This window comes from Bacillus cereus (assembly GCF_015071065.1).
GTDB lineage: Bacteria > Bacillota > Bacilli > Bacillales > Bacillaceae_G > Bacillus_A > Bacillus_A cereus_BA.
The window spans coordinates 1-436 of the sequence record NZ_VOVA01000094.1 but is presented as its reverse complement, the minus strand read 5'-3'; the positions used below and the strand labels follow the sequence as shown (position 1 = coordinate 436).

Sequence of the window (436 nt, the reverse complement as noted above, 5' to 3'; positions counted from 1 at the left end):
CTTAAACAAACAAATGACTCCTGGAGAGTCGATGAAACATATATCAAAGTAAAAGGTCAATGGCTGTACCTGTATCGTGCTGTTGATTCAAAAGGAAATACAATCGATTTTCACCTAAGCAAAACAAGAAATCAGAAGGCTGCAAAGCGCTTTTTCAAGAAGGCTTTGCAGTCTTTTCATGTTTCAAAACCTCGTGTTATAACAGTCGATAAGAATCCAGCTTATCCTATAGCAATTGAACAGTTGAAAAAAGAAAAAAGCATACCTGATGGTATGCGACTTAGACAACAAAAGCACTTGAATAACATAGTAGAACAAGATCATCGCTTTATAAAGAAGCGAATTCGTTCTATGCTAGGATTCAAATGTTTTGACACAGCTACATCCATTCTTTCTGGGGTAGAAGCCATGCATATAATTAAAAAAGAACAGATTA

Annotated in this window: 1 protein-coding gene; it reads left to right on the top strand. The window is 35.6% G+C overall.

Translation table 11 applies throughout. The features are described 5' to 3' along the window. On the top strand, nucleotides 1-436 hold a 436-nt coding region (locus FT637_RS29665; RefSeq protein ID WP_193649262.1), incomplete at both ends, for an IS6 family transposase.